The sequence below is a fragment of the Priestia koreensis genome, from assembly GCF_022646885.1.
Taxonomy (GTDB): domain Bacteria; phylum Bacillota; class Bacilli; order Bacillales; family Bacillaceae_H; genus Bacillus_AG; species Bacillus_AG koreensis_A.
In genome coordinates, this window is record NZ_CP061868.1 from 944764 (window position 1) to 971104 (window position 26341).

The 26341-nt window shown below is 41.5% G+C and carries 24 protein-coding genes, 1 pseudogene and 1 riboswitch; of the genes and pseudogenes, 16 read left to right on the forward strand and 9 right to left on the reverse strand.

Features of this window, described 5'->3' with window-relative positions:
* Positions 1-7 precede the first annotated feature (7 nt).
* Positions 8-499: a sigma-70 family RNA polymerase sigma factor gene (locus tag IE339_RS04665; RefSeq protein ID WP_242173987.1), complete on the reverse strand. Its 492-nt coding sequence runs from the start codon at positions 497-499 to the stop codon at positions 8-10.
* Between the two features lie 332 nt (positions 500-831).
* On the opposite strand from IE339_RS04665, the gene IE339_RS04670 reads away from it, so the two are divergent.
* Together IE339_RS04670 and IE339_RS04675 are read left to right on the forward strand one after the other, a co-directional pair.
* The gene (locus IE339_RS04670; RefSeq protein WP_242173989.1) at positions 832-1626 is read left to right on the forward strand and encodes an SGNH/GDSL hydrolase family protein; all 795 of its coding nucleotides are present in this window, start codon (positions 832-834) and stop codon (positions 1624-1626) included.
* A gap of 179 nt (positions 1627-1805) precedes the next feature.
* The gene (locus IE339_RS04675) at positions 1806-4610 is read left to right on the forward strand and encodes an EAL domain-containing protein (protein ID WP_242173990.1); all 2805 of its coding nucleotides are present in this window, start codon (positions 1806-1808) and stop codon (positions 4608-4610) included.
* Positions 4611-4695: 85 nt separating this feature from the next.
* Here the strand turns inward: IE339_RS04675 and IE339_RS04680 are convergent, their stop codons facing one another.
* Complete coding sequence (locus tag IE339_RS04680) at positions 4696-4887, reverse strand: hypothetical protein (protein ID WP_242173992.1); 192 nt, start codon at positions 4885-4887, stop codon at positions 4696-4698.
* Positions 4888-5093: 206 nt separating this feature from the next.
* Between IE339_RS04680 and gloA2 the strand changes: the two genes are divergently transcribed.
* Together gloA2 and IE339_RS04690 are read left to right on the forward strand one after the other, a co-directional pair.
* Entirely contained in the window at positions 5094-5480 is a 387-nt protein-coding gene (gene gloA2 / locus IE339_RS04685; protein WP_242173994.1) for an SMU1112c/YaeR family gloxylase I-like metalloprotein, read from the forward strand.
* Positions 5470-6300, forward strand: a complete 831-nt coding sequence (locus IE339_RS04690; protein ID WP_242173998.1) for a glycosyltransferase family 2 protein — start codon at positions 5470-5472, stop codon at positions 6298-6300. The genes gloA2 and IE339_RS04690 overlap by 11 nt, the downstream gene beginning before the upstream one ends.
* 18 nt (positions 6301-6318) lie before the next feature.
* On the opposite strand, the gene IE339_RS04695 is transcribed toward IE339_RS04690, so the two are convergent.
* Positions 6319-7995, reverse strand: a complete 1677-nt coding sequence (locus IE339_RS04695) for a DUF2339 domain-containing protein (protein ID WP_242174000.1) — start codon at positions 7993-7995, stop codon at positions 6319-6321.
* A gap of 175 nt (positions 7996-8170) precedes the next feature.
* Between IE339_RS04695 and IE339_RS04700 the strand changes: the two genes are divergently transcribed.
* Positions 8171-9172 carry a helix-turn-helix transcriptional regulator gene (locus tag IE339_RS04700; protein WP_242174002.1) on the forward strand — a complete coding sequence of 334 codons (1002 nt, stop codon included), beginning with the start codon at positions 8171-8173 and terminating at the stop codon, positions 9170-9172.
* Between the two features lie 161 nt (positions 9173-9333).
* On the opposite strand, the gene IE339_RS04705 is transcribed toward IE339_RS04700, so the two are convergent.
* Both IE339_RS04705 and IE339_RS04710 read right to left on the reverse strand, forming a co-directional pair.
* Positions 9334-9672 (reverse strand): LapA family protein, encoded by a 339-nt coding sequence (locus IE339_RS04705; RefSeq protein ID WP_242174004.1) that lies wholly within the window; start codon positions 9670-9672, stop codon positions 9334-9336.
* Positions 9673-9843: 171 nt separating this feature from the next.
* Complete coding sequence (locus IE339_RS04710) at positions 9844-10569, reverse strand: M48 family metallopeptidase (protein ID WP_242174006.1); 726 nt, start codon at positions 10567-10569, stop codon at positions 9844-9846.
* Positions 10570-10908: 339 nt separating this feature from the next.
* Positions 10909-11011: riboswitch (SAM riboswitch) on the forward strand.
* A 118-nt stretch (positions 11012-11129) separates the two neighbouring features.
* On the opposite strand from IE339_RS04710, the gene IE339_RS04715 reads away from it, so the two are divergent.
* The 3 genes from IE339_RS04715 to IE339_RS04725 all read left to right on the forward strand — a co-directional run bounded on the left by IE339_RS04715 (position 11130) and on the right by IE339_RS04725 (position 14143).
* The gene (locus IE339_RS04715; RefSeq protein ID WP_242174008.1) at positions 11130-11417 is read left to right on the forward strand and encodes a hypothetical protein; all 288 of its coding nucleotides are present in this window, start codon (positions 11130-11132) and stop codon (positions 11415-11417) included.
* Between the two features lie 87 nt (positions 11418-11504).
* On the forward strand, positions 11505-11987 hold the full coding sequence (locus IE339_RS04720) for a competence protein ComK (protein WP_242174010.1): 483 nt from the start codon (positions 11505-11507) through the stop codon (positions 11985-11987).
* Positions 11988-12484: 497 nt separating this feature from the next.
* Positions 12485-14143 (forward strand): M20/M25/M40 family metallo-hydrolase, encoded by a 1659-nt coding sequence (locus tag IE339_RS04725; RefSeq protein WP_242174012.1) that lies wholly within the window; start codon positions 12485-12487, stop codon positions 14141-14143.
* A gap of 34 nt (positions 14144-14177) precedes the next feature.
* On the opposite strand, the gene IE339_RS04730 is transcribed toward IE339_RS04725, so the two are convergent.
* Positions 14178-14978 (reverse strand): VOC family protein, encoded by an 801-nt coding sequence (locus IE339_RS04730; RefSeq protein ID WP_242174013.1) that lies wholly within the window; start codon positions 14976-14978, stop codon positions 14178-14180.
* A gap of 147 nt (positions 14979-15125) precedes the next feature.
* Here IE339_RS04730 and IE339_RS04735 point away from each other — a divergent pair, with 147 nt between their 5' ends.
* The gene (locus IE339_RS04735; RefSeq protein ID WP_242174018.1) at positions 15126-15467 is read left to right on the forward strand and encodes a DUF5602 domain-containing protein; all 342 of its coding nucleotides are present in this window, start codon (positions 15126-15128) and stop codon (positions 15465-15467) included.
* 126 nt (positions 15468-15593) lie between these two features.
* Here IE339_RS04735 and IE339_RS04740 read toward each other — a convergent pair.
* A pseudogene (locus tag IE339_RS04740) lies at positions 15594-15806 on the reverse strand (transposase); the annotation flags it as partial.
* Between the two features lie 369 nt (positions 15807-16175).
* Here IE339_RS04740 and IE339_RS04745 point away from each other — a divergent pair.
* Together IE339_RS04745 and splB are read left to right on the forward strand one after the other, a co-directional pair.
* The gene (locus IE339_RS04745) at positions 16176-16421 is read left to right on the forward strand and encodes a transcriptional regulator SplA domain-containing protein (RefSeq protein WP_242176115.1); all 246 of its coding nucleotides are present in this window, start codon (positions 16176-16178) and stop codon (positions 16419-16421) included.
* A gap of 162 nt (positions 16422-16583) precedes the next feature.
* On the forward strand, positions 16584-17612 hold the full coding sequence (gene splB / locus IE339_RS04750; RefSeq protein WP_053399611.1) for a spore photoproduct lyase: 1029 nt from the start codon (positions 16584-16586) through the stop codon (positions 17610-17612).
* Between the two features lie 27 nt (positions 17613-17639).
* Here the strand turns inward: splB and IE339_RS04755 are convergent, their stop codons facing one another.
* Positions 17640-18941: an NCS2 family permease gene (locus IE339_RS04755; RefSeq protein ID WP_242174020.1), complete on the reverse strand. Its 1302-nt coding sequence runs from the start codon at positions 18939-18941 to the stop codon at positions 17640-17642.
* Positions 18942-19117: 176 nt separating this feature from the next.
* Between IE339_RS04755 and IE339_RS04760 the strand changes: the two genes are divergently transcribed.
* The 5 genes from IE339_RS04760 (at position 19118) to msrA (ending at position 25217) form a co-directional block, all read left to right on the forward strand.
* Positions 19118-21286 carry a GDYXXLXY domain-containing protein gene (locus IE339_RS04760; protein ID WP_242174022.1) on the forward strand — a complete coding sequence of 723 codons (2169 nt, stop codon included), beginning with the start codon at positions 19118-19120 and terminating at the stop codon, positions 21284-21286.
* A 154-nt stretch (positions 21287-21440) separates the two neighbouring features.
* Entirely contained in the window at positions 21441-21920 is a 480-nt protein-coding gene (locus tag IE339_RS04765) for a MerR family transcriptional regulator (RefSeq protein ID WP_242174024.1), read from the forward strand.
* A gap of 178 nt (positions 21921-22098) precedes the next feature.
* Positions 22099-22539 carry a MarR family winged helix-turn-helix transcriptional regulator gene (locus tag IE339_RS04770; protein WP_242174026.1) on the forward strand — a complete coding sequence of 147 codons (441 nt, stop codon included), beginning with the start codon at positions 22099-22101 and terminating at the stop codon, positions 22537-22539.
* A 43-nt stretch (positions 22540-22582) separates the two neighbouring features.
* On the forward strand, positions 22583-24184 hold the full coding sequence (locus tag IE339_RS04775) for an MDR family MFS transporter (protein WP_242174028.1): 1602 nt from the start codon (positions 22583-22585) through the stop codon (positions 24182-24184).
* A gap of 76 nt (positions 24185-24260) precedes the next feature.
* Complete coding sequence (gene msrA, locus IE339_RS04780; RefSeq protein ID WP_242174030.1) at positions 24261-25217, forward strand: peptide-methionine (S)-S-oxide reductase MsrA; 957 nt, start codon at positions 24261-24263, stop codon at positions 25215-25217.
* A gap of 9 nt (positions 25218-25226) precedes the next feature.
* Here msrA and IE339_RS04785 read toward each other — a convergent pair whose 3' ends face one another.
* Positions 25227-26339: a GerAB/ArcD/ProY family transporter gene (locus tag IE339_RS04785; RefSeq protein ID WP_242174031.1), complete on the reverse strand. Its 1113-nt coding sequence runs from the start codon at positions 26337-26339 to the stop codon at positions 25227-25229.
* Positions 26340-26341: the final 2 nt, after the last annotated feature.

Below are 26341 nucleotides of genomic sequence, written 5' to 3' on the forward strand. Positions count from 1 at the left end.
TTTTTTGTTATGGCTTAAACAGGTGCTTTTTTGCACGCAGTTTTTTTCTTGCTGTTTTCCCCCACGCTTTTACCGTTTCCTCTGACACACCGTACGTGTGAGCCATCGTTCGAAATGAATAGCCGTGAACGACATGATCCATCACATACGTTAATTCTCTTGCCGACAACCCTTCTAAATAAGGCGATAAGTATTCCTGTTCTAAATACGTGTGTTCATAAGAAGGCGCGCTTACCATTTCGTAGTGAATAGTAGGCTGACGATCTGCTAGCTCCACCTTTTTTCGCAGATGTGCCAGCATATAGCCACGAATAGTGGCATAAGCAAAAGGAGCAAATGCCCCTTTCGTATAATCGTGGCGTTCGTGTGCTTTCCAAAGGCTAATGAGCCCAAGCTGATAATAATCTTGTTGCTCTTGATAGACGTTGATCGAACGCATAATGGAATAAATCATTGGCTCATATTGAGTAATCAATTGCTCAAACTGTTCGTTTTTCATGTTCTAGCTCCCTAACAGAAGCGCGCTTTCATGTATTCCGCGGTAGGTTGATCATAGCGAATTTATGGCGGAGATTCGAACAGGAAAAGACCGCTCTTTGGACCGTAAAAAGGGTCATTTCGTCTCAAGGGCGTTTCTTTCTTAAAGGAAAGAAACGTCTTTCCCTCTTTTTTATATAAAAGGCCATTGAAATTAAACAGCTACGATAAAAAATAGAACGAATTCGACATAACTTTACATATTTTCTTGTTAAATCCCTCTTTTTATAAACCTATGTACCTATTATAATAGAAATATATGGTAAATAATGTTAGTGGGAATGGTGGACTAAGATGAAATCAAAAATCATGGTGTATGTAGGAACCGTCCTGATTACAATTACGTGTGCAGCCGTAATCGTAGTAGGATACTTGAACTGGCATCAGCGCTTAGAAAGTACGGCGCAGGCTTCTAGTTTAGAAAGCGAGGCATCGTCCAAGCAGGAAGAGGAAAAGAGGCTAGTAGCTGTAGGGGAACGTACAAAGAATCTACCGACAGCTGTTAAGAAGAAGTTCAATCAAGCTATTCAAGACAAACGTCCGCTAGAGATCGTACTCTTCGGGTCTGAAGCAACTTCAACGTTTCCAAACAGCTGGCCTGATTTACTAGAGAAAGAATTAAAGGCCGCATACGGCGAAGATTTTATTCGCGTCACGGTGAAGAGTTATCCGGAACAAACGTCTGACGAGCTGATTAGCGAAGGAGTCGCTGATGAGGTGTCGGCGTTAAATCCCGATCTTATCTTAGTGGAGGCACCGATTCTAAGTGATTATCAATCTCTTCCCATGAGCAAGACGTTAACAAATCTTGCGCAGCTTCTTACGAAATGGAAAGAAAAGCAGGCGACGATTATTCTTCAACCGCCAAATCCTCTCTACAAAAATGAAGCTTACGTTAAGGCAGTAAATCAGTTGCGTGAGTGGGCATCGAAATCTCATTACACGTACGTTCATCACTGGAAGGTGTGGCCACCTTCAACATCCGAGGGCTTACAATCGTATTTGACAGCGGATGATCATCTGCTACCAAATGAGAAGGGTCAGAAGCTATGGTCCGACTTTTTAACCCATTATTTTATCTACAACTAGTTAAAAAGAACTATTTTTGATTAAAAAAGAAGATTTTTCCTTCAAATAAAAGGAACTATCTTCTTTTTTTATAGAGAAAAGTAGAAAATTGTCGAAAACTAGTAAAATATACTATACGTATAAAGTCCTATTTAGTATAGTGGATAGTAACCCAATAAATGTCTGGAAGGAAGACGGTTATGGACTATCAAGAGCTGTTAGGTAGAAATGTAAATGAAATCCTTCTCTTTTTTTCCCTTTGTCTAGGGCTAGCCGTTATTTACTTTACGGTAGGGATTTTAGAGCGTCTTCGTCAAGCAGAGAAAGCGCTTCGCCAGTTTTGGATGATTCTTGCCTCGCTTATTGTTGGTGTAGGGGTATGGGGCATGAATTACGTAACAATGCTCAGTTTTGAAATCATTCGTTTGCCTCACTATGAGTTTTTATATGCAATGGAAGGAATGGGCTTGGGGGTCGTTTCTACGTATGCAGCCCTGTGGCTAGCCTCTTCAAGAAAATGGGGGACTTTACGATTAATCGCACCGAGCATTCTTTTAGCTTGCGGGCTTGTTAGTATGCAGTTTATTAGTATGGTAGGCGGCGTTCCTCTTTTTACGTATAATCGTACGTTACTTATCGTATGTTTTGTGATTAGTTTGTTTATTTCATTTGTTTGTCTATGGGTCATCTTTGATATTAAGCGACCTGCTCAATCATTATACTGGTTTTCCAAAATCGTTTTTTCTGTCATGATGACATGCGCGATTATGATTGCTCAATACATAGGACTTGCAGCAGCAAAACCCACCCCGTCGATAGGTGTTCAAACAGGCTATTTCTTGCCCGTTCGGACTGAATTTTTAGTCATTATGTTCACGGTGTTTATCATTCTTCTTCTTGTCCTCATGTTTGTTGCTAATTTTATGAATCGCCATATTAGCGATGAGCGATTAATAAAAGGAGCTATTTTTTCCTCCTCCATTGATCCCATGATTATTACGAATAACGAGGGACGTATTCTCGATTTGAACACGTCGGCACGTGAAATTTTTTATACGAAAAGTTGGCTTGGCGAACAGATTCAAGAGATGCTACCGAGTTCGCACGACTTTCATCAGCTGATTGGAAAGCGGATAGAATTGGACGTTCGAATTGAAAAAAATGAATGGAAAACGGTTGAAATTACGGTGACAGAAATTCATACAGAGCAGCTTCCTGAATATTTGGTGTATATACGTGATATCACTGCACAGAGGTATTACGAGGAGGATCTTCAGGAGACGAACGATCGGTATCAGCAGTTGTTTAATTCCTCACCTCTTGCCATTATCGTTCATCGACACGGAGAGATTATTTCGGCGAATGAGGAAAGCTTAAAAATTGTCGGAACGATGCATGAGTACGAGGTCGTTGGGCACTCCATTTTGCAGTTTATTGCTCCTGAACAGGTAGGAAAAGTAGAGCGTATGATTAAGAATCTGCTAAAGGGAGAAATTGATCATAACGCACTATTAAAGGAAATTAAAATCCACAATATGCAGGGCGATGAGCTTTATATTGAAACAAGGTCAAACGTTATTAAGATGAGAGGGATGTTTTACGTTCAGACCATCATCAAAGATATTACGGAAACACGAAAGGTGAAAAACTCCGTTCGCTACATTGACTATCAGGACGAGCTGACGGGATTACCAAACGGTGGGCTTTTTAATACGCTTGCTCACAACATGCTAGAAAAAGCGAAAAAGGAAAAGACATCTGTATCGGTTCTTTTGATTGACCTAGATCGCTTTCGCTATGTGAACGAACAGTACGGACGTGACGTTGGAGATCAGCTGTTAAAAGAGGTCGTGAAACGAATCAAAAAACTACTGGTCGCAAACGATATTTTATCTCGCTTTGGCAGCGATAATTTTTTACTTGTAACGTCTGGTTTAACCCGAAATGAAGTCCATAGTCTTGCAAAAGATATGCTAGAAGCAATTCAAGAAGTCTTTTTCATTGAAGGAGAGAGCATTTCCTTAAGTGCTAGTATCGGAGTGAGTTTGTTTCCGAAAAATAGCCTCGTGTTAAACACGCTCATTCGTCAGGCGGATTTAGCGATGTATCACACGAAAAAGCATGGACGAAACAATTTATCGTTTTATGAGGCAACGATGAAAACGACCGATACAAGGCAAATGATGATTGAACAAGGACTTCGAAAGGCGATTAAAAAGAATGAGTTAGAGCTGCACTACCAGCCAAAAGTTAGTCTTCAAAATCATCAAATTGTCGGATTAGAAGCATTAATCAGATGGAACCATCCAACGCTTGGTCAGATTTCACCGGGTGAGTTCATTCCGGTAGCCGAGGAAACAGGACTTATCATTCAAATTACCGAATGGGCGCTTCGAACAGCCTGTGCCCAAAATAAAAAGTGGCAAGAAGAAGGAAAGAAAAAGATGCGCGTGGCCGTGAACATTTCAAGCGTTGATTTTGGAGAAGAGTCGTTCATCCACACTGTTCAGAAGGTGTTAAAGGAAACGAATCTCGATCCGCGCTACTTGGAGCTTGAGATTACAGAAAGCGTCGCGATTAAAAATATTGATATTGTCGTCGAAAAATTAAACACGCTACAAGGGCTAGGAATTTTTATTTCAATCGATGATTTCGGATCAGGCTATTCGTCTCTTAGCTATATTAAAAAGCTTCCGATCGATTCACTAAAAATCGACCGTTCGTTTATTAAGGACATCCAAGAGTCTTATAAAGAAGCAAAGATCGTCAAAGCGATCATTGGCCTTGCGCAAAGCTTAAACTTATCCGTTGTTGCAGAAGGCGTCGAACTTGCTGAGCAAGCAGCGCTCCTGCAGCGTGAGCAGTGTGACGAGGTACAGGGGTTTTATTTTAGTAAGCCCCTATCGGTTGGCGATCTTGAAGAGTTGTTTTTTGACATCGAAGCACAGGTTAAAGAGTACGCTCGTGAATATACGACTGAAATGATTGATGAAGTATTGCTTTAGAAGGACCTAACAAGCCGTTAGGTCCTTTTTCCGTGCCTCATACGGTTATGCAGTGATCAATGGTAAGAATATATAGGAGAAGAAATTAAGCTGGAAATTCGGCTAAAAGTTGGGTCATTCGAGTATAAATGTACTGAAGTCTTTGGATGTTGGCACAGTAGTCTTCAGAATATGGGACCGCGTGCTCAAGGATATGGGTAATAATCGTCGCTTCGTTTTGCAAAACCGTTACATCATTCGAATGATCAATACGATCATAAAAGGTTTGTAAATCCATCTATTCGACTCTCTTTCTGCATAAGTTTTCATATTTCCTAATTTTAGATATATAACATAAAAATGTAAATACGTTTTAAAAAAGACGAAAAAGTACATTTAGTCAGAAAGTTCCGACCCGGAGCGTTTAAAAAAGCCATGATCGAGGTGATTCTAGTATAATAGGAAAATGAAAGAGGCTACAGTACAAAAAGGAGGATGGTCCTAATGCAGTTAAAACGAATTCACCACGTGGCCATTATCGTCAGTAACTATGAGCGTTCCAAGGATTTTTATACACGTGTGCTAGGCTGTAACGTAGTAGAAGAAACTTACCGAGCGGAACGAGATTCCTACAAGTTGGATTTAGAGGTAGGAGGCGTTTATCAAATCGAATTGTTTTCATTTCCAGGTGCGCCCCAACGTCCGTCATATCCAGAAGCACGTGGCCTTCGTCACTTAGCATTTTCGGTTGAAAATATAGAGGACGCGGTGAACGAGCTAAGCGATAAAGGGATTAAGGTAGAGGACATTCGCGTCGATCCGATCACGGAGAAACAGTACACGTTTTTTCAAGACCCAGACGGACTGCCGTTAGAGCTATATGAAGACTAAACCGATTATTTCCGTTATTTTACCTACATATAACCGAGAAATCCCACTTGGTGAGCTTTTACAATCACTCGTTCTCCAAACTTTTTCTTCGTTTGAAGTCATTATTGTTAATGACGCAGGTGAGTCTGTAAGGTCGGTGATAGAGCGTTACCCAGAGCTGTCCATTCGCTACGAGGAATTAACAGAGAATGTTGGTCATGTTCATGCCCGGAACCGTGCTGTAGAGTACGCTCAAGGGGAGTATATTTTGCTCATGGACGATGATGACCTTCTTGTCCCAACGCACCTTGAAACGATGTATGAAGCCATCCATGATGCAGACCTTGTCTATTCTGACGCCGAAATTTTCCACTACGAGTGGAATGAGTGGGGGCGAGTTGTGACGAACCGGACCGTTTTTGCGTATGAATACACGCTAGAGGGAATGAGAAGCTTTTCATCTTATATTCCGTCCGGAAGTTTATATAGAAGGTCTTTGCATGAGGAAATTGGGTTGTTTGACGGAGCTATTCATAATTACTGGGACTGGGACTTCTTCCTACGCGTAGCAGATCAACATCGCATTAAGCGCGTTCCGATTGCGGGTGTTCTCTATGCATGGGGAGGCAGTGGCAATCAATCGGCACAGTTGAATAGTAAGAGAGGGGCCTATTTACAGAAGCTTTGTGAGAAGCATGGGCTTGGTCAGCTTCCACAAAAAAACTTTTGGGATATCCGAAGTGAGCCCGCCGTGCAGGCGAGGGCGACCACGACTACCATTGTGTGGGACGGCGTAATTATCCCAGCACGCCCCAACGAAACAAAAAATCCGAACGGCTGATCGTTCGGATTTTTTTGGTTATTCTTTTCGTTTATAGAAAGCGCGTGATACGCCAAGTCCAACGATTCCGAGCGCGATAAATAAAACGGCACGGAGCGGAATTGGAATAAACGGCAAATCGTAAAATACGAGCTTTAGTAGCGTCAACATCAGCATTCCAACACCTGCGTATTTGGCAATGGAGAATCGTTTTGTCAGACCAACGACAATTGCTAATACCGCTAGGAACATCCAAACGAACGTTAAAATAAGGCGCTGTTGCTGCGGTTCGAGGTGCTTAACGGCAGCGAGTGTAAATTCCGTTGAGAACGCTAAAAGAAGCGCAGTTAATATAAAGGACACAAACGTCAAGAAGCTTCCTTTATCTGTTTTTTCGTAACGTGATCCGACATACGTAATGGCGACAAAGCTTGCGATGACAATGAGCCACTGAAACGTTTCAAAGGAAAACGGGTCTTGAATGTTACGCATGAAGACAATCACAAGAGCAGCAAGTGCATAGCTCGTAATTCCAATGAATTTCTGAAGCAGTGATTTTGTTTTAGCTCCAATATAATACACGGCTAACCCATCAAGTAAAAACGCCACTTCGTAATAATCTTCTCCTACAACGTGCCCAATGAAAAAGAGCGAGAAAAACGTAAGCTGAAGTAGAATAAGCACTCTTCTTTGCTCTTTTATCACGAAGCAAAGTCCCGCAAGAACGACGAAACCAATGATTAAAAAGAGCGTAATCGAACGGTCCGACCACATGCTATAAATCCAAGCATAGGTCACCATAAGACTCGTAAGTAGCGTATAACCATGATGATACGGATGCTTTTTATCTCTGATCAGCTGAATTAAAATGAGCGCATATTGAATGAGTACCGGAATCGGGATCATTTTTTTGACGCTGTACGCGGGATCTGTAAACAGATAAAAAGCACCGAGCGCAATATTAAAGAACAAGGCCGTACTGTAGTAAATCGGCCAGAAATGATAGCGAACTGCCACAAGTAAGAAAAGCAAATAAAGCGCGGTTTCATAGCCTAAAAACACATAAGGATTTGGCACTTTTGACTCGATTAAGAATGGCACCAAGATACCGCCAATCATGCTGATAAAGCCGAGCACCTGCGACTTGTAGTAAACGGTAAGAAGCAGCCCAATCATAATCCAGACCAAGTTCAAGATAAAAGCCGTCGTCGGACCACACATGTTATAGAGAACGTGCATTGCAAACGTGGTGATCATCAACAGGGGAACGGCTCCCCCTAACAGCACGTGTCCAAGCTTCATGCGGTCCTTTTTCATTTGAAAGTAACCGACTACAAGCAGAACGGTTGATACGACAAACCCAAGCGCGACTTTTACACTTGGTCTCATAAAGCCATAGTCAGAGGCCGCTTTGAACCCCCAAATGACGCCGACGATAAAAACGAAAATGAAAAGACGCGGTAGCCATGTTTGGATAAATTGATCCAAATTAAAAGGCTGTGGAGTTTTTATTTCCTTGATCGCGACTTCCACGTCTTCATGTTGGACGGCTGATTTATCAGGCTGAAGAACCCCATAAGACGTAGGCGTAATTTCCTTTGATATTGGGTTTTTAATTTTAGTTGATTCAAGCTTCGTAAGTCGTTGTTTTAAGTCATGAACTTCATGCTGCAGAAGTTGAACCTGTTCTTCTAACGTTTTTCTTGATTCATTCATGAAGATCGTTCCATCCTTTCCTTTAAACTAACAATCTATCATTTATTTCCACATAGGGAATTATAGCATAAATGCACTTAAAGTGTAAAATTACTCTTTTTATGAAATTTGACGAAAAGGAACCAAATATTGTAAGGTTTTGATAGCACACTGAAAAAGAGTAGGGGGATTAAGATTGAGTGATATTGCAGGGAAACTTCGTTTGTTGGAAATTAAGGAATTATTGGAGAGAGAAACAGACGAAGAACACGAGCTGTCCACAAAGGAAATCGTTGAAAAGCTTAAATATAAATTTGGAGCAGAATACAAAGTTGATCACAGAGCGATTAAGCGTGATTTAGAAGCACTTATTCAGTCTGAGTTTGATATTATCGAAAATAAAGGGAAGTACGGGGAGATCTTTTATAGTCATCAGCATCGTCTTTTCGAAATGTACGAGCTTCGCTTGTTGGTTGATGCGGTTCTGTCTGCGCGGTTTATTACGAAAAAAGAGTCAGAGCAGCTCATTGAAAAACTAAAGCATTTAACAAGCAATGAGCAAGGAAAGTCGCTTCCAACTCCCGTGTATTTTGATAAAGCCGTTAAAAGTGAGTATCAGCAAATTAAGCTTGATATTGATCATATTCACCAAGCCATTTCGAAAGGAAAAGCGATTGGCTTCCGCTACGGACGCTATAACATTGATAAGCAGTTCACGCTTGGTCGGGATGGGACAGAGTATGTGGTGATGCCACATGCGTTAATATGGACGAATAATTTTTATTATTTAATCGGTGAATTTCAGCCTGAAGGTCAAATTCGTCATTACCGAGTCGATCGCATGAGGGAAGTAACCGTGCTTGATCGCTCTATTAAGAAGAAGGACATTAACATCTCTACATACGTGAATCAAAGCTTTCGTATGTTTGCAGGAGAAGAAGAGTGGTTAAAAATTCAGTTCAGCAATGAATTAATTAATCCAATGCTTGATCACTTTGGATTAGACGTATTCATTCGCAAAGTTGATGACAATTCATTCGAGCTTCAAACGAAAGCGAATATGAGCCAAGGCTTAATTGGATGGATCTTATCATGGGGGAAGCATGCGAAGGTCATTGCGCCGGACCATATCGTTCGTCAAGTGCAGGAAACCATCCAGCACATGCATGAGAACTACAGCTCTGTCATCACCAAATAATGAGAAAATAGAGCTAACACTTTACTAAATTTTACAAAACATTTATAGTAATATAAATAGAGAGTAGAACTATATACCTAAGTGTATGAAGTAACCTCTCTAAGCCTACGAACCATTTACATACGAAGAGGGGATGATGCATAGCATCATCCCCTTCGTTATTACAACACCCGATTGGATGGATCGCGTGGATCTTGTTTTGGTTTTTCAATCATTGGCTCTGGTTGACTTGGTTCAACTGGCTCAACCGGCTTTTGTTGCTCGGCTAGTTCGCGGTTCAGAGCTTTGACCTGATTTTTCAATCGGATGACTTTAACTGCACCAAGCATTCCGACCGCCAATCCGCCAAATAATGCTGCTCCAAGAATGATCAGGATCAAAGGCCAATCCTGAGAGCCAAATACGTAGTTGAATTGAACAGGGTCATCGTTCACGACAGCTAGTACTGCCACAATTAATGCAAAGATAAGTCCAAGGATAAAATAATTTTGTGCCTTCATTTTGTTGGCCCTCCTTTTTCACACACCTACTACATATATATATCCCATTTAAGCAAGGATAAAACACCATCATTATAGTCTGCGGTTAAGAAGAAAGCTAGAACTCAATGTGCAAAGGAAATTATTACGCAAAATGGAAGCAAATAAAAAGGACTGCTCGAAAGCAATCCTTTAGAATACGTTGATGTTGTTGTCAGTTAGCCACTGTTTGCGCTCAGCAGCGTCGTCATACAGCCCGTCAACGTTGTTTGTAAGTGCAGAAGCCACTACATACTCAATCGTTGCCATAGGGGCCATTAGAACGCGCCAGTTCACGTGTAGCGTGTCGCCTTCTTTTTTCGTTAAGTCTGCGATGTCTGCCCATTCAATATTTGAAGGAGCTTGTACATGCTCAGAAACCGCTTTTAGCGCTTCAGCAAACTTCTCGCTCGCACGATTTGTGTACCAGTCTGTTAGCATTGCTTGAATGCCTTCATTTGTTTGTTGAGTATTCCAATTTGAAGGAACCGTTGCGATGAATTTAGAGCGGAAGGTCATAGAAGGCTCTTTTACATCATCTTGCACGATATTTAGGCGGTATTGACGTCCAAGATAGAAGAATTTTTCATCGTTTTCAAATGTTGCTGTTTTTGCAGCAGGTGCTGCCGCTTGTTTTTTTACTGGTGCGCTTTCTTTCTTTTCAGCCACCTTCGCCGCTCCGGATAGCTGTGTTAGAATCCAAGAAGATTTGCGTGATAGAACAGAAAGTACGTTGTTTCGGTTTAAACCTTTAGGTACAATGACCTTAATTTGATTTTTATCACTAACTTGCACAGAGATGTCTGTTCGATTAGGAACAACTTCTACTGTGTAATCGATCGTTTGATCACCAATTTGATACGTATACATAGTTGTCATAGACTCCTTTCTCCAAATTATCATTGTAGATTGTAACTAAAAATTGGTCAAATGAAAGAAAATTATGATAATTAAACAAAGACCTTTGGTGTAAGGAAAAAGACTCTCTTTTTAATGAAAAATAGCTGCTTTTTTTCCTTTTTGATGAAAAAAGAGGAAATTCTTTCGCTTTTCCTCGATTCTTCCCGTGTCCAAATAAATTTATGCTTCGGAAGAAAAAATTAAAATGATGTTTTTGGTTCGGTTGAAGAAGGTAGGAAAAAAGGGGAGAAAATAACTATTTGAAAATTCTGTGTTTACTTCTTCACTGTGATTTGGTATAGTAAATAGCAACTTAATAAGTTATCAAGAGTGAATGAGAGAACTGGCTCTATGACTTCACAGCAACCTGCCAACAGCAAGGTGCTCCAACCAGCAAAGCAATTGCTTTGGATGATAAGACGGTGAAGCTCTTTTCGTTTCTAAAGCGAAGAGAGCTTTTTTAGTACCATCGTTTTTCTCTAAAACATTGCTCCTAGCACCTAGTAAAAACAAATAACGTGACAAAGGAGACAAAGAACATGAAAGTAACCAAACATGAAGAAAAACAAGTAACAGTCGAACAGAAGCTACAAGAGGTAATTGAAAGGATTAATCGTTCACCGCAGTCTGCACATGCTCACTATCAACGACTCGAAAAGTTTTATGAAATTGTTATTTACGAGCAAACACATACGTATTCCATTGCGATTAATCATCATGAATTAGAGGACATTGAATCAAATCATTGGAAACAGCTGCTTCTAATTTTAAAAAGGAAGTTTCAGCGAGTAGGCTATTCTGTTTCTCTAGGTATTTGGAAATGGTAAAAATTTCATAAAATCGTCATATTTTGTTGGCCTCCTACAATGTAAAAAAATGTATAATGGTGTCAAATGGGGTGAGGAGGAGTTTGTATGATGATGAGAGAGAGTTATGAAATTTCAAGAAAAACGATGGCGTTGTTGCCAAATAAGGATCCTGTTTATCAAACGAAGGTAATTGAGGCAGAGGGAGAGTATTTATGTGCGATTCCGCCGATCAAGCTCATTCGCGCTGCCTGTTTGCGGGGTGGTGCTTCTTATGAAGGGAGAAGAGAGGCGATTATTGAACGCTATGACTACAAGCATCGCACACCAATACCAATTTTTCCAGCCTTCAATGTGTTTGCCTTTCCAACGACGTCGCCAGACAATTATGAGTGCATGTGGCTATTTGAGAACCACATTTACAACGTTACATCTTCATCTGATAAAGCCTGTATTAACTTCCACAATGGAGCTAGCCTCGTGTTAGATTATCCCTATAAATTTATGCGTTTGCAATGGCAACGAACTGCTACGTGCGCGCGAATGGATGTTGCATTCAAAGATGCAAGGAAATTTGTCGAAATATTTTGAAAAAAATACTCTCTATTTCGCTTGAAAATGTGGTATCTTAAGTTAAGTTTTTTTGGCGGGTGCTTAGGCGCTTTGATTATGAGCCTCTTTACATAGAGGAGGACAAGAGTGAGAGTAGAAGGGAGTAGGTGTAGTGGAGGAACTTCTCATTGAACACGGCAGTGATCAAAATTGCGAGCAGTTTATTGACTCGATTTTAGATTATTTGACGGAGAAGTAAGGTTCATATTCATTCGCTTTAAAGCTAGAGAAAAAGGGTCATTCTTGTATTCAAAGAGTGGGATGAGAGGAAGGAGGCGCTGTCCGAATAACGGACGGTGTCTTTTTTGTTTTCATCCCAAAAATCTTGTGCAGAGAAGGATGGTATGGGATGGAAGGGAGTTGTATAATGAAAGAAAAGTGCAATGAGCGAGTACGAGGAAGATGGAAGAGGACAAAGATTCCTTCACGAGAAGGAAAGGTTCTTCACATATCTAACACAGAAGGGGGAGTGGAGTATGACACAGCGTACGTTTTTTCAAACAGCAGATGAGCTGAAGCAATTACTTTGTCATCTTGTGTCTATTCCAAGCGTAACGGGTACAAAAGCAGAGCAGGAGATGGGAAAAACGATCTACGATGATCTTGGTCAGCTGCCCTATTTTCAAACATATAAGGAGCAGCTACGTCTTCATCCAACAGGAGATGGTCGTTACGTAGTAGCGGCCCTTGCTAAGCATTCTAATAAGAAGAAGACGGTTGTTCTCATCAGTCATTATGACGTGGTAGACGTTCAGGATTACGGTGTTTGGAAGGATCGTGCTTTTTCACCTGAGAAATTAACGGACTATTTCTATAATTCAAAAGAAGTGCTTCCACCGCAGGTAAAAAGAGATGTTGAAACAGGAAACTGGTTGTTCGGTCGCGGAACGATGGATATGAAATGTGGATTAGCTCTTCATATGAGTATGATTGAGCAGGCAGCCAACGGTGCGTTCGACGGGAACGTTTTGTTGCTTTCGGTACCAGATGAAGAGGTGAACTCGGCTGGTATGCGCAGCGCGGTAACACTGCTTCTACAGTGGCAAAAAACGTATGACCTAGAATTCGAGCTCATGTTAAATGGTGAGCCGATGTTTGCTCGTTATCCAGGTGATGAAACAAACTACGTGTACACAGGCTCCATTGGAAAAATAATGCCAGCCTTTTATTGCTATGGAAAAGAAACGCACGTTGGGGAACCGTTTGCTGGGCTGAATGCTAATCTGCTCGTAGCAAAACTTACGAGTGAGCTTGAGTTGAACGTTGATTTTTGTGAGGTCGTGGAAGGTCAGGTGAGTCCGGCGCCGACATCCCTAATGCAACGGGATTTAAAAGAGGAATATTCCGTACAAATTCCCCATCGTTCGGTAGGGTTGTACAATCTAACGATTTTTAACCGATCGATTATGACATTGAATCAGATGCTCCTTGAGGCGGCTGAGCGAGTGGCGAGTTCGGTTGAGGAACATTATCATAAAAGAGCCTGGAAGTACGGAGCACTTTCCCATTCAGCTCCCCGTGATGTAAAAGTGCGAGTGATGACTTATGAACAGCTTTATGAATATGCCATTTTGCATCATGGTCAAGAGCACGTTGAGAGCCTTCACGCACATCTTCTGCAAAGCTTAGAAACAATTGATGAGAGAGAGCGATCCATTAAACTGGTTGATGAGCTTGCGATTTTGTGTAAAGAGCTTGCTCCGATGATCGTATTATTCTACACGCCGCCTTATTATCCAGCGATTTGTTCAACGGATCATCCGCTCATTCAATCACTGGTGAAAAATGTAGTAACGACGGCAAAGGAAACGTATGCGATCGCCTTAGAAGAACAGTTGTATTTCGGGGGTATTTCGGATCTGAGCTATGCGGGGCTACAAGATGAGCTTCAAGAAGTAGAGCCGCTTATTGCCAACTTACCGCTATGGCAAAAGGGCTATGCTATTCCATTTTCAGAAATGTCCGAGCTGCGAGCACCTGTTTTTAATGTCGGACCGATTGGTCGTGACGCACACCAATGGACCGAACGTTTGGAGCTTGATTATGCGTTTGGTCCATTAAAAGAGCTGATTGAACAAGTGATTCATGAAACCTTTTCATTCTCAAATCACAAAGCCGTATCGAATGATGAATAAAGGAAGGAGCAGGCATATAACCTGCTCTTTTTTGTTATGGATGAAGAGAAAAACAACCGCCTTGCAGTGAAAAAGAATGGCGATGCGAAGCATTAGAAAACGATGCGAGAAATGGACCAGCACCGAACGTCTCGTAAAATCCAGCAGCTACCCCACCTTCAGTAGGCTCACAGAGAATAAGTTTCACGCCGTCTAAATGAAGGGTCTGACAGCGTCCTTGAAGGGAAGGTGAAAAGTCTGGGGAATCTGCTTGAATTTGAAACAGCTCACTCCATTTCATACTTAGTTGATCCATGTTCGATGTGACGAGGTACAGTGCGTCGAATTGTAGGTTCTGTTCGTCATGCTTCAAGAAAGGCTGTAAGCTTTGAAGTCGTTCATCATCATCTTGCCCCCATTGAATAAAGAACGGCATCTCAAGATCCGTAGTCGTTTCTTGCACAAACAGCATCGACCATTCTAATAATTGCCCATTTTCTGTTCGACGTGACCCTGCAACAGGTCCTGTTGTTTTGTAGCCATAGCTCTGTAGTCGCTCTTTCAGTTCGCTCATATTATCTGTTCGAACGGCAAAGGTACCGAAGTGGCTTCCTTTGGAATAGTCACGAACAAACTTTTTAATGAGCTCATTATCTGACACGGCTTGTGCGAGAGAAGAGTCTTTCATACCGAGCCACTCAATATAAGGCAATCCGAAATAGGCAAGAGTATTATACGTTCCCCACTTTTCGTGCTGTCCGCCTTGTACAACGTGAATGCCATGTTCCTTTAGCTGTGTCATGGCTTCTTTCGGATGATGGGAAAAATGAACAAGGTGATCAAACGATAGCTTCATTTGTCTGGCTCCTTTTCAAACGTTTTTTTATGAGCTTGGAAATCTAATGAGGACATGATGCACAAACGATTCGTGGTGTAATATCTCTACTATTTAGTCTAGAATATTCACCGGGAAATTTCTACATATACGCGTGGCATTTGTCGAATGAAAATGGGTGCACACTGGTTTAATCCAAAAGCACATTTGTATCAAGCAGAAGACGGAGTAACGGTTTTTAAAACGATTTACGGCGTTGAAAAAGGGAAGCTTGTTTTTATTGAGCAGATGATTGCCCAAAAGCATTTAGCAGAAGGAAAAAGCTTTACAGACTTTGATGGAATGAAAGGTCTTCCTTCTCCAGCGATCGATCATAGTAATATTGAATTTATCGAACACGGTCATGAGGGATTTGAAGTGCCGCATTATGATATTCACCATTATTTTATTTCCAAAGCAGAGCAAGACCAAATTAAAGGTGACGGAGCACCTCCTGCACACACTCATTGATCGTTATCGAAAGGAATCCTGTTCTTGGAGGCCACTGAAAAACTTCGGATTTTTTAGATAATCAGTAGAACGTAAGACAGAAAAGCTGGGTCGATTTCGTTTTCCGGAATCGACCCAGCTTTTCTTCATTCTTTTTAGGTTGATGGTGAAAATGGCCCTTGCCCCTTGCATTTCCATGCCAACGATACCCGTGGATGTGGCTACATCATACCCGTGTCTATGCTTGAATTCACTATTCTTTCCTTCAATTTTAGACCATTCCTTGGATTTCTCCTTGAAGTATGCTCCTCTTTGAAAAGGTGCTTGTTCAGTATGTTCCGTTGACGTCAATGAAACGGAATCATTGGAAGCACCCTTTCGAATAAATGGATTTTCTTTATTATAAAGCAAAAAAACAGCCAAGTTCCTTTCAAAATGGGAACTTGGCCATTACATCTGATGCAGTCGCTCTAGGTTGTTTGGAACGGCAGGTGCGAGACTCCTGCGGGATTAGCGTGACAGGTGAGACCCCGCAGAGCAGCGAGGAGGCTCACTGCAAGCCCCGCGGAAAGCGAAGCGGCCTGGAGTGGAAATCAACCGACTCCGTTATGAACGCAATCCTTTAAGGACTTTTTCAGTGGCCTCTGTTCTTGGGCTTCTTTTTTTTGTTATTTCGATTCATTCAGGGGATACTATGAATACTTCAGGTGAGAGAAAGGAAGCGAAATGATGGAAAAGAAAGAGTATCAGGTAGGAGATCAAGTTTTTGTTATTTATCGCAATCCCCATACGGCGAACGTCGCCAATATTAAGTCAGCTGAAATTGTGCAACATCCAGATAATCCAAATGAGCAGGTGCTTTTTTTACACAACACCCTTCATGTGATTGAAGATGACGATGCCATTTTTCATTCATATGAAGAAGCAGAGCAAACGTATAACGCTTATTTTAGCGGCGATCATTACGAAGGATAACGACACCTATTCATCCCCACCATTTGAGCGTGGGGATTTTTTATAGGGAGAAATATGCAGGATAGGAACCATCCTTTTTGCTGAACTTAACAGTACAATCATCTCTATTATGGATGAAATGATGATCATGCCAAGTCGTGTTAATGAAAAGGAAGTGTGAAGATGGTAAAACCGTTTGTACCACAGTTAGTTTATATCGAGCCACGTGCACTAGAGTATCCGCTCGGCGTTCAGCTGAAGGAAAAGTTTGAAGGAATGGGAATTGAAATCCGTGAAACAACGTCACATAACCAGGTGCGAAATATACCAGGAGAGAATCATCTCCAAAAATATCGAAATGCCAAATCAACGCTCGTTGTCGGCGTAAGAAAGACGCTTAAATTCGATACGTCAAAACCATCGGCAGAATATGCGATTCCACTCGCAACAGGCTGCATGGGGCACTGTCATTACTGCTATTTGCAAACGACGATGGGAAGTAAGCCGTACATTCGAACATACGTCAATACAGATGAGATTTTTGAACAAGCAGAAAAATATATGCAAGAGCGTGCGCCAGAGATTACGCGCTTTGAAGCGGCGTGTACGTCCGACATTGTCGGGATTGATCATCTAACGCATTCGTTAAAGCACGCCATCGAATATTTCGGTCAGTCTGATCTCGGTCAGCTTCGTTTTGTGACGAAGTTTTCGCATGTTGATCACTTATTAGATGCAAAGCACAACGGAAAAACGCGCTTTCGCTTTAGTATTAATGCCGATTATGTGATTAAAAACTTTGAGCCAGGAACTTCTCCTCTAGCAGAGCGTATTGAAGCGGCAGCGAAGGTCGCAAAGGCAGGATATCCGCTTGGATTCATTGTTGCGCCTATTTATATTCATGAAGGATGGCAGGATGGGTATCGCCATTTATTTGAACTGTTAGATGAGCATTTGCCACAGGAGGCGCGTAAAGACGTAACGTTTGAAATGATTCAGCATCGATTTACGAAGCCAGCCAAGCGCGTCATCGAAAAAAACTATCCGAAAACAAAGCTTGCGATGAACGAAGAAGAACGTCGTTATAAATGGGGACGTTATGGCATTGGAAAATACGTGTACCAAAAAGACGAAGAGCATGAGCTCCGCGAAACGTTGGAATACTACATCAATCAGTTCTTTCCAGAAGCAAGAATTGAATATTTCACATAAAAAAAGCATCCCAATAGGATGCTTTTTTTAGTGAGCCAAGAAGGCAAGCTGATAGAAGAACAAGACTGCAAATACGTATACAAGTGGATGAACTTCTTTTGCTTTTCCTTTGACGATTTTTAAGACTGGGTAAGAGATAAATCCAACCGCAATTCCTGTTGCAATGCTTGATGTTAGTGGCATTGCGATGATCACAAGGAAAGCAGGAAAGGCTTCATCAAAGTCCGACCAGTTCATTTTTGCGACGTTCCCCATCATTAAGCTTCCCACGATAATCAGTGCTGGAGATGTAATAGCCGCGATGCCTGATACAGCACCAACCACTGGACTAAAGAACGCAGCAACGATAAATAGCACCGCAACTGTTAAAGAAGTAAGACCTGTACGTCCACCTACTGCTACACCAGATGTTGATTCAATATAAGCAGTTGTTGGGCTTGTACCGAAAAGGGCACCAACTGATGTACCAAACGCATCCGCAAGAAGCGCTTGACGCACACGAGGCATTTTGCCGTCTTTTACAAGACCTGCCTGCTGTGCCACACCTACCATTGTTCCTGTTGTATCAAAGATCGTTACAAGTAAGAAAGAGAACACGACGGTGTACAATCCGTAATGTACAACATCACCAATCGCATGAATAGGATTTCCAATAACTAATCCTTCAGGAAGGTGAGGTGCTGCGACAAAGCCTTTTGTGAATTTCAGCATTCCTGTGAAGTACGCAATAATTCCCGTAATAATCATTCCGAAGAATAGTCCGCCGTTTACATTTAGCGCGATTAGAACGATCGTAATTAATAAGCCGATAAGCGTTAGTACAACACCTTCAGAGCGCAAGTCTCCGAGGGAAATTAAGTTTGTTTTGTTTGACACGATAATGTTACTCATGCGAAGTCCAACAAAAGCAATAAATAGTCCGATCCCAGCTGAGATTCCGTATTTCAAGTTTGTTGGAATCGCCTCAATCAACTTCTGACGGAACGGTGTAAGAGATAAAATAATGAAAATCAGTCCTGCAACAAATACCGCAGCAAAAGCAATGCGATAATCAATGTCACCGTGTGAACCTAATACAATAGAAGTAAAGTAAGCATTCAGCCCCATACCAGGTGCAATCGCAATTGGATAATTAGCGGCAAGCGCCATCCAAAGAGTCGCAATGACAGCTGAAATAATGGTTGCGGTAAACACTTGGTCAAACGGGACCCCAGCAGCCGATAAAATGGCTGGATTGACGATCACGATATATACCATAGTTAAGAAGGTTGTTAACCCTGCTAGTAATTCAGTTTTCACGTTTGTATTGTAATCCTGTAGTTTAAACATATTTAACCTCCGAAATCACGAACATTTAAACAAGCAATTTATATAATATTCGTTTTTAGTCGATAATGCAATACCTTTACACAAATTTAATAAGGAGATTACGTTTCGTGCAGAAAAAGAAAGATTCTTTTTCCAATAAATGTGTATATAATGAAGGCAATAGGAGGGGGAGAACTGTGCAGGATAAATTGATTAGAAGTCAATACTTACTGAGCATTTCGCTTATTATAACCAGTATTATTTATTTCTTTGCATCCAACTGGGGCGGTTTTAGTAAATGGGGGAAAATTAGCCTGTCAGTCGGTCTGATTGTTTTGTTTTACGTCGTAGCAGTGCTCGCTGCTAACTGGCTGTCGAGATATCGGTTTTTAGGAAATTGGCTGTTTTTCGCGGCTTCGCTAGCTTTTGGGGTAGGGATTGCGCTACTAGGACAAATTTATAATTCTCATGCAGACAGCTATTGGCTATTTTTTCTTTGGTTTATCCCAACGGTCGCATTTGCAATTGTAACCAAGTACCGTCCATTCTCTGTGCTTGCGTATTTGCTTTTTCATCTTGCTTATTTCGCTTATTTTTTTCCAACGGGTGCGTTCTGGATTCGTGATCCTCTTGAAGAAGTAGGGATTGTTGGTGGACTTGCGCTTCTTAACGGAATTCTATTTATGTATTTGTTTGTGAGAAAAAGCGCTGCGAGAGAATTACTGTATCTTTCATACAGCATGTTTCACGTATTTGTCGTTAGCATTAGCTTTTTCGATCGATTTGGAGGAGTCGGTCTACTCATCACGTGTCTACAAATCATTCTATTAATAGTAGCTTTAAAATATTTCTCTGCTAAACAGAAGCGTGGTCTACAAATTGTTACGATTGTGATTACCACAATTGTGGCATTTATCAAATATACAGAGCTTAGTTTTGAAGTAGGCGGAGGATTTTTCTTCTTTGGGGGCTCGCTCATTGGTGTGGTTATTGTAGTAGTAGGTAGTGTGAAGGTGCTACAGCTGTTAAAAAAACAATCAGAGAGCGGAGCAACCTCTCGTGCGCTATCAATCATTAAGCACGTGCTCATTATTTGTTTAACGCTTTTTTGTGCATTCACGGCGCTATCATCAATTACAGGGCTTCTGTTTCTGATCGTCCCTCAGGCACCAGAGTATCCGGGATTTGTCATTGCGATCATCTTCATTTACTTCTCTGGCTACCGCCTTTTCAGGTCGTACCCAACCGTTCAATATACGCTTCTTATAACCGGCCTTTTACTAGCGTGCTCTATTAGCATGATGATGTCGTTTTGGTGGAGTATCGTATTGCTACTAGTTATCTTTTATATGATGAAGACGCTCCCTTATCGAGGCACACGGGTGATTCTCTACACGGCGCTTCATCCGATTTTGTTTGTGCTGTATTGGCGTATGTTAGAGGAATTCTATGTCGGGATTTGGGGTCATCCGTACCTATGGGAGCTTGCCTTTATTGGCTTTTTAGTCATGAATATTATCGTCTGGTCGGCAAGCAAGCTACCGTATTTACGTGTCCTCTCCTTTTGTCTAGCGCTGATCACGGCATATGTGCTGTCTTTTCAGGGGGAACATCTCATTTATTATGTGTATAACCTTGTATTTTTAGTTGTGTCCTTTCTTCTTGTATATGATAGCTATAAAAAGAAACAAAGCATTCAACTCTATGTGGGATACTTCCTTTGGTTCGTGTACCTGTTTACAAAATACTATGAGTATGGATGGAAACTTTTACACAAATCCCTCTCATTTCTTCTCATTGGTCTTTTAATTGGAGGAATTGCGTATTGGTTAGAGCGTAGAAACGGTGATCGTACGCCCGTAGGAACGTTCATCTTTACGGGGCGAAAACCGCTTCTCATCATCATCATTGTGGTTCAATTTCTAATGATTGGTGGCATTACCTTCATAAAGGAACAAACGCTCGCAAATGGTACGGACATCAAGCTTAAGCTCGAACCAGTTGATCCTCGTTCAATGTTGCAGGGAGATTATGTTCAGCTCCGCTATACGATTTCGGACTTGCCGATAAGCAAAAAAGTTAGAAGTGGAAAGCGCATTGCTGTTATTCTTCGCTCAAAAGAAAATGGTGTATACGGATACAGTGGCTATTATCAGTATGAAGGAAAGTGGAATAAATCATATGTAAAAAAAGCAGGCGATGTAAAAATAGTTGGAAAGACGACTTATAACGGCGTTGAGTACGGAATTGAGCACTTCTTTGTGGAAGAAGGAACAGGCTTTGACCTTCAGCAACACATTCGATATGGGCACGTAAAAGTGGCTGAAAATGGTGATGCACTGCTTCTGGATGTTACGAAGAAATAAGGAAGGACCCAAGATTGGGTCCTTTTTTAAAGCTACCTTCTTTGTAGAAACATCACTTTCTTTGTTGAATGCTCACTAGTTTTGTCAGGTGAAAAGGATTTCTTTTTTTCTTCACGAAATGTGTACGTAATAGTAGCGGATGGAGGGGAAAAGAATGAAAACGAGTGAGGTAGCAAAATTATTGGGGGTCAATCCAAGAACGGTGACAAAGTGGATTCATCAATTTGAATTAAACTGCGAAAAAAATGAGCTAGGTCATTTTGATTTTTCAGAGGAAGATGTCGAGAGTCTACGTGAAGTTCAAAAAACGATGCAGCAGGGAAGCCGTCGCCAAGGTGTTGTCACAAAGGTAGTTGACGAGGAGATGACTGGACTGTTGCAGCAGCAGCTCGATGAATTGCTGTCACGAGTGATTGAAAATGAACGACGCACAGAAGAAAAAGCGGGCGAGATTGTGACGTTTCAGATTCTTGAGCACCGTAAGGAACTAGATACGCTTCATAAGCATATTCAAAAGCTTGAAGGAACCATTGAGGAGTTAGAGACAAAGCTGAAGGATCAGCATAGCGTTCGGGAAACCAGGAAAGCAGCGCCGAAGTGGCGTACCTTTTTAACGGGACTGTTTAGCTTTTAATTCGTTCCCCCTCCGGAAAGGAGCAGCGTATGAGCTGCTTCTTTTTTCGTTCTGGTGTTCATTGGTTCGAAAAAAATATCTTGACGTTTTTGCCAACATCTGTTAAAAATTATTTAGTTAACATTGTGAAATAAATATATTAAAAAGTTTAGAGTTTAGAAGAAAAGGAAGTGAATCATTGAGCAAACGACATGATCTCATCGTAGATGTAGAACGCTTGCTGCGCATAGTGTTTCGTCAACTTCGTCAAGAGGTAAACGGCGTATTAGAATCTGAACTGTCCATAAATGAATTTATGACGCTACGAATGCTTGTAGAAGGTGGTCCTCAAAAAGTAACGGATGTTTCGAAACATTTGAAAGTCGCACCGAGTCACGTGACGGCGATTACAGAGCTAATGCTTTCAAAAGGTTGGGTGGAAAGACAGCGCTCAGATACGGATCGTAGAATTGTTGAAATCGTTGTATTACCTGAAGGAGAAGCGGTTTTTCGCGATTTTGAAGAGCGAAAAAGAGCTTACTTCTTTGAGCGTTTTCAAGATTTTACAAATGAAGAATTGACCATTATTTTAACGCTTTTTCGAAAGTTAGATCGCACAACTATTTCACAAGAAGAATAATTCATATAGTGAAAGATTTTAAACGATAAAAAGGAGATGCATCATGGAACATTTAGCTTACAAACGTAAGGTAACGATTATGATTGCAATTATGGCGGCTATGCTGTTTGCTGCGGTCAATCAAACGATCGTTGGAACAGCACTACCTCGAATTATTGCAGAGCTTGGAGGTATTCAATATTTTAGCTGGGTATTCACCATCTTCATGTTGGCTTCAAGTATTACCGCTATATTAGTCGGAAAGCTGTCTGATATTTACGGACGAAAGCCGTTTATTTTAGTAGGGATCGGGATTTTTTCAGTCGGCTCACTGCTAGCAGGCTTTTCAAACGATATTTTTCAATTGATTGCGTGTCGTGGGGTACAGGGGCTTGGTGGTGGACTTATCATGTCCACGGCATTCGCTGCGGTCGGAGATTTGTTTGCACCGCGTGAACGAGGGCGCTGGCAGGGACTAATGAGTTCTGTATTCGGATTGGCAAGCGTATTTGGTCCAACGCTTGGCGGTTGGATCGTAGATAACGCGAACTGGCACTGGGTGTTTTGGGTGTTTCTACCGTTTGGAATTGTTGCTTTTGTTCTTATCCTTATCTTATTTCCAAACGTGGAGAAAAAAGCAGGAGAGAAAGTGGATTATGCAGGCTCACTCTTTTTGACCACGACGATTACGCCTCTTTTACTCGCTTTCTCGTGGGCAGGGTCTAAATACGACTGGGCTTCCGTGCAAATCGTCGGTTTATTCCTGGTAACCATTGCGTCACTGATTGTCTTTATTGTCGTGGAAAATAAGGTGAAAAGCCCTGTTCTACCTCTTCACTTATTCCGTAATCCAATCTTTTCGTTATCAAACATCATTGGATTTATCCTCGGTGCGGGAATGTTTGGTGCGGCCATGTACATTCCGTTTTTCATTCAAGGTGTGATTGGTCGTTCAGCCACCGCTTCGGGCTTCATTATGATGCCAATGACGTTTGGAATGGTCATTGCAAGTACGCTTGGCGGTCAGTTCATTAGTAAAACCGGTAAATATAAAATATTGGCACTCGCAGGTCTTCTTGTTATGTCAGCCGGCATGTTCTCACTGGCATTTATGGACTTAAATACGACGATCACACACGTTATTGTGAGCAATATTTTTATTGGGGTTGGACTTGGTATGAGTTTCCCTGTCTTTACGCTCACAATTCAAAATGCCGTCGAGCAGCGCTTTCTTGGAGTAGCGACGGCTTCTGCACAGTTGTTCCGTCAAATTGGAGGCACGGTCGGCGTTGCGATTATGGGAACGATCATGAACCTTCGTATGGAGCATGAAACAAAGGAAGTAACGTCAGAGATGGGTGCATCACTGATGAACAACCCGATGCTTGCGAAAATTGTTCAAAAGCTTGATCCGCAAATTTTAATGAATCATGACGGTCTCGAAAAGTTGAAAGATAGCATTCCTGCGCAGTTTGCTCCTGCGTTTGCGAAGATTATGGATTCGATGCGTGACGTGCTGAGCTACGGTTTAACAGGCGTCTATTTCATTGCTGCTTTTGTTGTGCTCGCTGGTTTCCTTTTAACGTTCTTCTTAAAAGAAATTCCACTTCGTTCTAGTCAGCCCGCAGATGAAAAGCAAAATAAGGAAAAACAACAGGCGATGTAACGAGCTGAAAAGTTGGATAGAGCGCCAAGAATGCGTATAATAAGGAACACAAACAATAAAAGGATGGTGAACGAAAATGGGACAGCGACAAGAACTAGCGACATTTGCAGGAGGGTGCTTCTGGTGCATGGTGAAGCCGTTTGACGAACAGCCTGGCATTATTAGCGTTGTGTCTGGTTATACAGGCGGTCATAAAGAAAATCCAAGCTATGAAGACGTATGCTCCGAGACAACTGGGCACTATGAAGCCGTTCAAATTACGTTTGATCCAGATGTGTTCCCGTATGAAAAATTACTAACATTATACTGGCAGCAAATCGACCCAACGGATAGAGGTGGACAGTTTGCCGATCGCGGAGAGTCTTACCGTACGGCGATTTTCTATCATAACGATCAGCAAAAAGAAGCGGCTGAAAAGTCTAAGCAACAACTAGCGGAGAACGGACCTTTTTCAGATCCGATCGTAACGGACATCCTTCCCGCACAGCCTTTTTATGAGGCGGAAGAGTATCATCAAGGTTACTACAAGAAAAATCCAATTCGCTACAGCATGTACAGAAAAGGATCTGGGCGTGAGCGTTTCTTAAAAGAGACGTGGAAGGATCAAGGCAAAGAAGCCGATTTGAAAAACAAATTAACGCCTATGCAATATGAAGTGACACAAAACAATGGCACTGAACCACCGTTCCGTAATGAATTTTGGAATCATACAGAAGAAGGCATTTACGTGGATATCGTATCAGGTGAGCCGTTGTTTAGCTCTCTAGACAAATACGATGCAGGCTGTGGCTGGCCATCCTTTACGAAACCGTTAAAAACGGAGCAAGTAAAAGAGAATATGGATGTTAGTCACAACATGATTCGTACAGAAGTGCGAAGCAAGGACGGAGATTCGCATCTTGGTCACTTGTTCGATGACGGCCCTCAACCGACTGGAATGCGCTACTGTATCAACTCTGCTGCACTTCGATTTGTTCCGAAGAGTGAGTTAGAGGAACAAGGGTACGGCGAATTTAAACATTTGTTTCAATAAGAAAAAAGCTCAAAGGGATGCGTTCCTTTGAGCTTTTTTGGTTTTAATTCGTTTTCTGATAAACGCGATGATAAATAAAAATGGAATGTAGCCATAAATAACGTAAAATCCAATTCTAGACACTTTGTCATTTAGCAAATTGATGGCCTGACGATCTTTAAAATAGATCGCTGCAATGAACAGAAGAACCATCACTAAACGTAAGTACCAGGAAGATTTTCCCCCGAACTGCTTTTTAAACATTCGAACGAATCCCCATGATGTTAAGCATAGTCCGGGCAAGATCACAAAGAGCCACATCGCAATAATGACATATTCAAAGCGCTGTATAAACGGAATTTCAATGATTTTTGCCATCGTAAGCGTTGCCCAAATTGCGTGTCCGAGCTGCCCTTGACTAAAATACATGAACGAAACGAGCGTTAGTACCAAATAAATTAAGATGGTTAATAGATTTCCACCCTGCGCCCATTTATGTGATTTATGAGCGTTTTTAATAAACGGATAGTACAATAAAACAAATTCAAAGCCTAAATATTCATAGGTCATGGTTTTATGAGACAGAAAAAATTCCTTAGCGCTATGTTCCAGGATTGGCAAAATATTTTCCACGTGTGCATAATCCATTGGAAAGATGAGCCCAAGCACGAGCGGTAATGGAAATATAATACTAAAGTAAATCATCCCAGAAATGACTCGAAATCCTCCCATAATGATGTAGTATAGGAGGGGAACGAAGACAATGGAAATAACCCACGTTTTGGTGAGGGGAAACATCCATACTTGTACAACCTCAATATACGTTCGATAAATCGTAATAAGCAAGGCAAATAAATAAAGTGCCCACGCGAGATTGGCGATTCCCCCGAAAATCCGCCCGAAATAAATGTGGTGGATATCTGAGAGATCACATTGTTCAAAATTTAAAATGTAATAACACATCGCAATCAGAAGTGACACACCTAGTCCCGCTGTAATAACGGCAATCCATGAATCCTGTCCTGCACCTTGAATGAGAATTCGCTGATAACCAAGAACGCCAATTCCAATCTGCGGTCCGTGAATAAGGATGAAGGCGAAGTATGGAGAGACTTGATGATTCGGTTTAACGGATTGTTCCAAGA